The organism is Burkholderia sp. APQ4-4ca (genome assembly GCF_057837105.1).
The window spans coordinates 1-8586 of record NZ_JBYQCG010000132.1 but is presented as its reverse complement, the minus strand read 5'-3'; the positions used below and the strand labels follow the sequence as shown (position 1 = coordinate 8586).

Annotated in this window: 8 protein-coding genes and 1 pseudogene; 5 read left to right on the top strand and 4 right to left on the bottom strand. The window is 67.1% G+C overall.

The window, feature by feature from the left end; genetic code table 11:
* Window positions 1-142, bottom strand: a 142-nt coding sequence (locus AC3IFE_RS16580) for a LysR family transcriptional regulator (protein ID WP_489191179.1), incomplete at its 3' end; no start/stop codon positions are given.
* A gap of 134 nt (window positions 143-276) precedes the next feature.
* On the opposite strand from AC3IFE_RS16580, the gene AC3IFE_RS16575 reads away from it, so the two are divergent.
* Together AC3IFE_RS16575 and AC3IFE_RS16570 are read left to right on the top strand one after the other, a co-directional pair.
* Window positions 277-981, top strand: a complete 705-nt coding sequence (locus AC3IFE_RS16575; protein ID WP_089469427.1) for an SDR family oxidoreductase — start codon at window positions 277-279, stop codon at window positions 979-981.
* A gap of 202 nt (window positions 982-1183) precedes the next feature.
* A complete protein-coding gene (locus AC3IFE_RS16570; protein WP_089469048.1) occupies window positions 1184-2461 on the top strand; it encodes an epoxide hydrolase family protein in 1278 nt (425 codons plus the stop codon).
* 72 nt (window positions 2462-2533) lie between these two features.
* Here the strand turns inward: AC3IFE_RS16570 and AC3IFE_RS16565 are convergent, their stop codons facing one another.
* Window positions 2534-2935 (bottom strand): hypothetical protein, encoded by a 402-nt coding sequence (locus tag AC3IFE_RS16565; RefSeq protein WP_089469049.1) that lies wholly within the window; start codon window positions 2933-2935, stop codon window positions 2534-2536.
* A gap of 107 nt (window positions 2936-3042) precedes the next feature.
* Entirely contained in the window at window positions 3043-4428 is a 1386-nt protein-coding gene (locus AC3IFE_RS16560; protein WP_489191178.1) for an aminotransferase-like domain-containing protein, read from the bottom strand.
* 162 nt (window positions 4429-4590) lie between these two features.
* Between AC3IFE_RS16560 and AC3IFE_RS16555 the strand changes: the two genes are divergently transcribed.
* The 3 genes from AC3IFE_RS16555 to AC3IFE_RS16545 all read left to right on the top strand — a co-directional run bounded on the left by AC3IFE_RS16555 (window position 4591) and on the right by AC3IFE_RS16545 (window position 7841).
* Window positions 4591-5877, top strand: coding sequence for a hydroxymethylglutaryl-CoA reductase, degradative (locus AC3IFE_RS16555; protein WP_089469051.1), 1287 nt, complete (start codon window positions 4591-4593; stop codon window positions 5875-5877).
* A gap of 87 nt (window positions 5878-5964) precedes the next feature.
* Window positions 5965-6462 (top strand): hypothetical protein, encoded by a 498-nt coding sequence (locus AC3IFE_RS16550; protein ID WP_089469052.1) that lies wholly within the window; start codon window positions 5965-5967, stop codon window positions 6460-6462.
* Complete coding sequence (locus AC3IFE_RS16545) at window positions 6462-7841, top strand: tripartite tricarboxylate transporter permease (RefSeq protein ID WP_089469053.1); 1380 nt, start codon at window positions 6462-6464, stop codon at window positions 7839-7841. The genes AC3IFE_RS16550 and AC3IFE_RS16545 overlap by 1 nt, the downstream gene beginning before the upstream one ends.
* Before the next feature lie 241 nt (window positions 7842-8082).
* Here the strand turns inward: AC3IFE_RS16545 and AC3IFE_RS16540 are convergent.
* Window positions 8083-8586: pseudogene (locus AC3IFE_RS16540) on the bottom strand (IS5 family transposase); the annotation flags it as partial.

The window sequence follows — 8586 nt, the reverse complement described above, 5'->3', positions numbered from 1 at the left end:
CGAGGTGGCGCACCTGCTGCGCGACGGCGCCCTGCGTGACGCCGATCTCGTCGGCGGCGGCGCGGAAGTTGAGGTGCCGGGCGGACACTTCGAACGCGCGAAGCGCATTCAGCGGCGGCAGGCGGGAAGGGCGTGGCGGCATCGTTTGGCTGTAGAAAAGCTATCGGCTGACGGCAGAAATACTGGTTCGACAGCCGGAATCGATGCGCCTACATTACCACCATGGCGCGCCGAATGGCGGCTGCGCGGCGGCAGAATCGGAACGAGGAACGGATCGTGACTGTAGAAAAAGTAGCGTTGATCACGGCGGCGGGCAAGGGCATGGGCGCGGCGATCGCGCGCGAACTGGCGGCGACGGGCTATCGCGTCGCGCTGATGTCGCCGTCGGGCAGCGCGGTGGCGCTCGGCGAGGAACTCGGCGGTTTCGGCATCAAGGGCTCGGTGACCGAAGAGGCCGATATCGACAAGCTCGTGCGGGAAACGATCGCGCGCTACGGCCGCGTCGACGCGGTCGTGAACAACACCGGCCATCCGCCGAAGGGCGAGCTGCTGGCGATCACCGACGACAACTGGCACGCGGGGCTCGACCTGATCCTGCTGAACGTGGTGCGCGTGATGCGCCGGGTGACGCCGATCTTCCAGAAGCAGGGCGGCGGCGCGGTGGTGAACATCTCGAGCTTCGCGGCGGATGCGCCCGAGCAACCGATGCCCGTGTCGTCGGCGCTGCGCGCGGCGCTGAGCGCATGGACGCGCCTGTACGCGGAACGCTATGCAGCCGAGAACATCCGGATGAACGCGGTGCTGCCGGGCTTCATCGACAGCTGGCCGGAAACGCCGGAGATCGTCGCGCGTATTCCGGCCGGCCGTTTCGGCCAGACCGGCGAGATCGCGAAGACGGTCGCGTTCCTGCTGTCGGACGGCGCGGGCTACATCACCGGGCAGAACATTCGCGTCGACGGCGCGATCGTCAAGGCGCTCTGAATATCACCCCGGCGGGCGGCCGTACGGGCTTGGCCGCTCGCGGCCAGCAGCTACAAACGCGTACAAATCAGACAAATCCGGGATACATCGGACCTTTCAAATGGGCGACGCCGCGTGGCATGGGCGCGCCGGATTGAAAGCCTCGGCGCGCTCCCGCGCGCGGCATGTTCACTTTCCATTTCACGAAAGGAGATGCCGAACGATGTCTTCCACACCGTTTTCCCCGATGCGTCGCCACCTGCTGGCCACTTCCGTGGCCGCCGGGGTCTCGGCGATGCTGCCCGCCGCGCTGCATGCGGCCACCGGCGCGAGCGGCATACGCCCGTTCACCGCGCACATTCCCGATGAGGCCGTGGCCGACCTGCGCCGTCGCATCGCCGCGACGCGCTGGCCGGGCCGCGAGACCGTCGCCGACGAATCGCAGGGCGTGCGGCTCGCGCGCATGCAGGCGCTGCTGCGCTACTGGGGCACCGACTACGACTGGCGCAAGGGCGAGGCGCGCCTGAACGGCTTCCCGATGTTCATCACGGAAATCGACGGGCTCGACATTCATTTCATCCACGTGCGGTCGCGGCACGAGAACGCGATACCGATGATCATGACGCACGGCTGGCCCGGTTCGATCTTCGAGCTGCTGAAGGCGATCGGCCCGCTGACCGACCCGACCGCGCACGGCGCGAGCGCGGACGATGCGTTCCACGTCGTCGTGCCGTCGCTGCCGGGCTTCGGCTTCTCGGGCCGGCCGACGAAGACCGGCTGGGGCTCCGATCACATCGCGCGAGCGTGGGGCGAGCTGATGGCGCGGCTCGGCTATACGCGTTTCGTGTCGCAGGGCGGCGACTGCGGCTCGGTGATCTCGCACCGGATGGCGATGCAGCGCGTGCAGGGCCTGGCCGGGATTCACGTGAACATGCCGGCGACGGTGCCGCCGGATATCGCGACGCTGCTGGCGACCGATGCGCCCGCGCCGGCCTCGCTGTCGCCGAAGGAGAAGGCCGCGTACGAGAAGCTCGCGACGTTCTATCGCGACAACTGCGGCTACTCGGCGATGATGGTCACGCGGCCGCAGACGGTCGGCTATGCGCTGGCCGATTCGCCATCAGGACAGGCTGCCTGGATGTACGACAAGATTTCGCAGTGGACGTACAGCGGCGGCGTGCCCGAACGCTCGATTCCGCGCGACGAGATCCTCGACGACATTTCGTTGTACTGGCTGACTAACACCGCGACGTCGTCCGCGCAGATCTACTGGGAGGATCACTCGAACAACTTCAACGCGGTGGATATCTCGCTGCCGGCCGCGATCACGGTGTTTCCCGGCGAGATCTACCAGGCGCCGCGTAGCTGGGCCGAGCGCAGTTATCACAACCTGATCTACTTCAACGAAGTCGACAAGGGCGGCCACTTCGCGGCATGGGAGGAACCGGAATTGTTTGCGCGTGAAGTGCGTGCGGGATTCCGGCCGTTGCGGCGCGTGTAGGCGGCGGGCGACGGTGCGCGCGGGCCGGTTCGAACAACGGCCTGCGTTTGTCGATGAAGCGCACCGTGCGCATCAAATGATGCGGCATGTGTTGTGGACGTCTCTCAACCACGTAAGCAGTCCCGTGGCGGCATAGACGCTAATCAGCGCAATCAGGAATCGAAGCCACGTGATCTTGAAGCGCGGAAGGCGACGGGCGAGCGCGGCGAATGCGATGCAGGCCACCAGGCCGACGGGTATGAACGCCGGATAATTCCGGGAGACACCGAAGATCGCGGCGGCGGAAAAGAACACGACCCAGACCACGGCGCCGCCGAGCGTATCGCAGAATGCGGTCGAGTAACCGGAGAACCACGCGAGCAAAAGCGCCGCACTTCCGAACACGGTCCAGGCCGTGGCGAGCCAGAGTGGCGTGCTGGTTGCAGCCTGCTTCAGCGCGGGCGTGCCCGGTTCATTGGTATTGGCGTCGGTCAAATCGGTCCCCTCGAGTCGGATGGATGGTTGTCATGGCGGGCCGGCTATCACCGTCGTCCCGCATCGCACGGCGCTTGCCGGTTGCTCCGTCGAGTCCGGCGAGCACGCTACGCCACCGCACTCAACGCCTGCGCGAACCGCTTGTCCGCGAGATACGCGACATTGAACCGGCAGTACTTCGACGGACGATCGGCCTGCGGCGAAAACACAGCGCCCGGCGCGAGAATCACGCCACGCTCGAGCATCGCCTGCGCGAGCGGCATCGAATCGGGCCAGCCGGGCAGCGCGGCCCACAGATACAGGTTCTGGTCGCAGGGCCGATAGACCTCCGCGCCGAGACGGCCGAGCGCATCGAGCGCGGTGCCGGTCGCGCGCCGCAGCTTCTCCTGAAGATGATTCGTGTGCCTGAGAAAGTGGCCATCGCTGACGATCGCATCGAGCGTACGTTCGCAGTATTCCGAGCTGCTGACATGCGTCAGCATCTTCACATCGGCGAGATCGCTCGCAAGCGCGGCATTGCACGCAAGAAATCCGACACGCAACGCCGCCGACACCGATTTCGAAAAACTGCCGATATAGATGGTCCGGCGCAACTGGTCGAGCGTCGCGATGCGCGTGAGCAAGCGCGGCCGCAGGTCGGCGAGCGCATCGTCCTCGACGATGATCAGGTCGTGCGCGTCGGCGAGTTGCAGGATGCGATGTGCCTTGGCCGCGCTCGTATCGGTCGCGGTCGGGTTGTGGCCGACCGATTGCGTGAAGAACAGCTTCGGGCGGTGCGTGGCGACGAGCTCGGCCAGCTTCGAGACGTCGGGGCCGTCGATCTCGCGCGGCACGCCGACGATGGTCGCACCGCTCAGCTTCAGCTTGCCGAACAGCGGGTAGTAGCCGGGATCGTCGACGAGCACGGCGTCGCCGGGGCGCACGAAGTAGCGCAGCACGAGATCCATCGCCTGGTTCGCGCCGTGCGTGAGCACGATCTGCGCGGGCGGCGCCTCGATCTCGTAGCCGGCGAGCTTCTGCTGCAGCGACTGGCGCAACGGCAGGTAGCCGAAGCGGCTGCCGTAACGGAACAGCGACGCGGCGCTCGTGCGCATGATGCGCTGCTGGTACTGGTTCAGCCGCGTTTCCTCGAGCCACTCGATCGGCGGGAAACCTTCGCCGAGGTTGAGCACGTCGGGCTTCACGTGCAGCTGCTCGCGCATCAGCCACACGATGTCCATCGCGCGGTCGAGCGAACTCGGTTCGTCGATCTCGGGCGCGGCCGCCGCGCGCCGCGTGACGAAGAAGCCCGAGCCGCGGCGCGGCTCGATCAGGCCGTCGGCCGCGAGCATCTCGAGCGCGCTGATCACGGTGTTCTTCGAGCAGCCGGACGCCTCAGCGTATTCCCTGATCGAAGGCAGCTTCGCGCCGGCCGGCAACACGCCTTCCTCGATCTGTCTGGCGAGATTGTCCGCCATCGCGCCAGACAGGCTGGCTTTTGCACGCTGTTTCATCGGCGGGTTCCGTCGGGCCGGCTCACTGTCATGGGTACGGTTGGGCGACTGTCTGCGCGTTCTGTACCTTTTCAATGGGTACAGCGTGACTATTATTCGGCTATCCGCTGCCCGCCGCAAGCACCCACGGGCCATACCGCCACCCCGAACAGCAGACCCCTCATGCCCATCGATTCCGCCTTGCCGAACTTCCGCTCGCTCACGCCCGAGCAACGCCTGTCCCACCTGTCCCGTGCCGTCGGGCTCGACGATGCCGAGCACGCGCTGCTCGCGAAACCGGGCGCGCTGCCGCTCGACACCGCGAACGGGATGATCGAGAACGTGATCGGCACGTTCGAGCTGCCGATGGCCGTGGCCGGCTACTTCCGGATCAACGGCAAGGACGTGATCGTGCCGATGGCCGTCGAGGAGCCGTCGATCGTTGCGGCCGCATCGTATATGGCGAAGCTCTCCCGCGCGGCCGGCGGCTTTCGTGCGTCGAGCAGCGGCCCGCTGATGCGTGCGCAGGTGCAGGTGATCGGCGTCGACGATCCGTACGGCGCGCGGCTCGCGATCCTGCGGCACGCGGCCGAGCTGATCGATCTCGCGAACAGCCGCGACAAGGTGCTCGTCGGCCTCGGCGGCGGCTGCCGCGACATCGAGGTCCATGTGTTCCCCGACACGCCGCGCGGCGCGATGGTCGTCGCGCACCTGATCGTCGATGTACGCGACGCGATGGGCGCGAACACGGTCAACACGATGGCCGAAACCGTCGCGACGCGCATCGAAGCGATCACCGGGGGCCAGGTACGGTTGCGGATACTGTCCAACCTCGCGGATCTCCGGCTGGCCCGCGCAGAGGTACGGTACTCGGCCGCCACGCTCGCGACCGACGCCTATTCCGGCGAAGACGTGATCGACCGCGTGATCGACGCGTACGTGTTCGCGGCAACCGACCCCTACCGCGCGGCGACACACAACAAGGGCATCATGAACGGCATCGATCCGGTCGTGGTCGCGACCGGCAACGACTGGCGAGCGGTCGAAGCCGGCGCGCATGCGTATGCGAGCCGCAGCGGCCGCTATACGTCGCTGACGACGTGGGAGAAGGCCGCCAACGGCGACCTCGTCGGCACGATCGAGATGCCGATGCCGGTGGGGCTCGTCGGCGGTGCGACGAAGACGCATCCGCTCGCGCGTCTCGCGCTGAAGATCATGAACGTGACGTCCGCTCAGGAACTCGGTGAAATTGCGGTGGCGGTCGGGCTTGCGCAGAATCTCGGTGCGCTGCGCGCGCTCGCGACCGAAGGCATCCAGCGCGGCCACATGGCGCTGCATGCGCGCAACATCGCCGTTGCAGCGGGCGCGACCGGTGCCGACATCGACCGGATCGCGCAGCAGATGGTCGCGGCGAAAGACGTGCGCACCGACTTCGCAGTCGAGTTGCTCGCGGGCCGCAGCGGCGGCTGATGCGCGGACTGTCCGCCGCGTCGCGAACGCGGCGGGCAGCGCGCCACGCCGGCCAGGCCGGCGATAGATCAATCCAGGAGGAGACACATGGAACAGACCGGTTCAAGCGCGGTCGCAACCGCGCCGCATCGCGCGCGGTCGTTGGCCGGCGCCGATGCGTCGGCCACGACGCTCGTCGAGGTGTGGGGCGACACGGTGGCGACGAAACATCTCGCGTGGTCGGTGCTGCTCGGCATCGCGATCAGCCTCGGCGCGTTCGAGATCGGCCGCGTGGTGCTCGCGTCGTTCGTCCACGACGCGGCGATCGCGCGGGCTTACGCGATGCTGATCGGCCTCGGCGGCTGCCTGCTGGCCGGCACGATCTGCGCGAGGCTGTTCAAGCCGAAGCGCACGGTGATCGAACATGCGGCCGGCGGCGCCGAGCGCCACGAGGCATTGCGGCAGCTCGCCGAAGCATCGGGCGGGCTCGGCTCGACGAGCGACCTGTCGGCCAGCGCACGCGCCGAAATGGAGGAGCTCGGACTGCTCGATCTCTTCGCGTCGTACGACGCATCGTCCGAGCGCACACGCGCGGGAGGCCGCTGATGGACGCGCTGCTGCATGCGATGCCGGCCGCGTTCGCGATGGGGCTGCTGGGCGCGATCGTATTCTCCGGCATCGGGCTGATCTCGGGCACCGACGAAACGACGACGATCGCGCCGCTCACCTTGCTCGTCGCACTGCTCGGCGTGCCGCCGGCCGGCGTGTTCACGTTCTTCCTCGCGGGCGCGGTGGCCAAGCACATCACGCATTCGATCCCGACCGCGCTGCTCGGTATTCCCGGCGACACGATGGCCGCGCCGCTGTTGCAGCAGGCGACGCTGTTGCGTGCGCTCGGCGTGCCGCACATCGCGCTGCGCAAGATGATCTCCGGCGCGATCGTCGCCGCGTTCGTCGCGCTGCCGCTCGCGGTGCTGTTCGCGGCGCTGCTCGCGCCGTTCGGTACGGCGATCGCGAAGGCCGCGCCGTGGGTGTTTCTCGCGGCGGCCATCGGCATCGCGTACTTCTCGGCGGGGCACTGGGCGTCGGTGCTGCTGCTCGTGCCGTTCGTGATGCTGGTGGTCGGCTTGCAGGCGCTGACGGGCCGTTACGGCGTGAAGCTGAGCGTCAGCTACTTCCTCGGGATCGCGATCGGGCCGCTGGTGGCCGACCTGTTTTCGATCCTGTCGCCGGCCGAGCGTCGGCGCATGCGCCGCGACGGGCCGTCGACGTTCGTGCTCGCGCCCGACGTCAAAAGCTGGCGCGGCTATTTCCCGAGCCCGCTGAAGGTGCTCGACCGCGAGCAGGTCGCGTGGACGATCGGCACGGCTGCCGTGTCGAGCGCGACGTTCGTGTTCAGCCCGGTCGCGATGACGGTGCTGATGGGCGAGATCGTCGGCGCGCGCGTGCGTCATGCGTACCAGCGCCTGACGACCGTGATCGCCGCGCGCAACGGCGTGACGGAAGCGACCTACATCGCCGAGGCGCTGATTCCGCTGATCGCATTCGGGCTGCCGCTGAGCCCGGTGGCGGCCGGCCCGGCCGCGCCGCTGTTCAATGCGCCGCCGCGCTTCACGGTCGACGCGGCGTCCGGGCAGATCCACAACCTGCATACGTTGATGAGCTGGCCCGAGTTCCTCGGCTACGGGCTGCTGTCGATCCTGCTGGCGGCGCTGATCGCGTATCCGCTCGCGATGCACCACGCGCACCGCGCGGCATCGTTCGTCGCGCGCAAGCTGAGCCACGAGGCGATCATCGCGACCTTCGCGGGGCTGATCGTCGTGATCGGCGTGTGGGAAGGGCAACTGCTGGGGCTCGCCGTGATCGTGACGATCGGCCTGTTCGGCGGGATGCTGTCGCGCCTGTTCGCCTTCAACACGGGCGTGCAGTTCATGGGCTACTACGTCGCGGTGCTCAGCGTGCCCGCGATCGCCAAGCTGTTCTGACGTATCGACGTGCGGGGCCGCGTGTGCCGCGCGGCCGCCCGAACGTGGCGTTTTCCGCACGTTTTTTGAATCGCCGTGTGTCGTGTTCGCACACGGATACGTTGAGATACAAAGCCTCCTGACGGTTCGGATATAAAACCGGTGAAGCAATTCACACGGCGGCGCGGTGCCATTCGCCACCGCCGCGAACGACGACACCCGATTGCCCGCACGTGCCGCGGGCTCTTCCTTAGAGACGGTTTCATAAAGACTGCTCGGCGCGTCGGAGCGTATTCCAGCAGATCAGGCAGCAACCGAGTTTGAGGAACGCGCCGTGAATATCGGCACGGCGTTCGAAACGAATACGGAGGCGACGGAAGTGATGCAGCCAAGCATGCGTGCGTTCAACGACCCAGCGATATTTTCCAAGGCCGCTGCCGTGTTCGGTACGACGCTTGGCAATCACCGGTTCGATACCACGATTGCGCAACGCTTTTCGATGTCGCTCGGAGTCGTATCCGCGGTCGGCGTAGACCACACGCGGTCTCTGCAGTGGGTGGCCGCGCAATCCGCGAATCGGTGGAATCGCGTCGATCAGCGGCAGCAATTGCGTGACGTCGTTGACGTTCGCGCTGGTCAGGATCGCGGCAAGCGGCGTGCCGTTGGCATCGGTGACGATGTGGTGCTTCGAACCGGGTCGAGCGCGATCGGTAGGGTTTGGCCCAGTTTTTGGCCCGCCCCAACGGCGCGAATCGATGACGAATCG

Coding starts and splice junctions, on each gene's coding strand:
- AC3IFE_RS16570 (WP_089469048.1), top strand. CDS start 1,184: ATGTCTTCCACACCGTTTTCCCCGATGCGTCGCCACCTGCTGGCCACT.
- AC3IFE_RS16560 (WP_489191178.1), bottom strand. CDS start 4,428: ATGAAACAGCGTGCAAAAGCCAGCCTGTCTGGCGCGATGGCGGACAAT.
- AC3IFE_RS16555 (WP_089469051.1), top strand. CDS start 4,591: ATGCCCATCGATTCCGCCTTGCCGAACTTCCGCTCGCTCACGCCCGAG.
- AC3IFE_RS16550 (WP_089469052.1), top strand. CDS start 5,965: ATGGAACAGACCGGTTCAAGCGCGGTCGCAACCGCGCCGCATCGCGCG.
- AC3IFE_RS16545 (WP_089469053.1), top strand. CDS start 6,462: ATGGACGCGCTGCTGCATGCGATGCCGGCCGCGTTCGCGATGGGGCTG.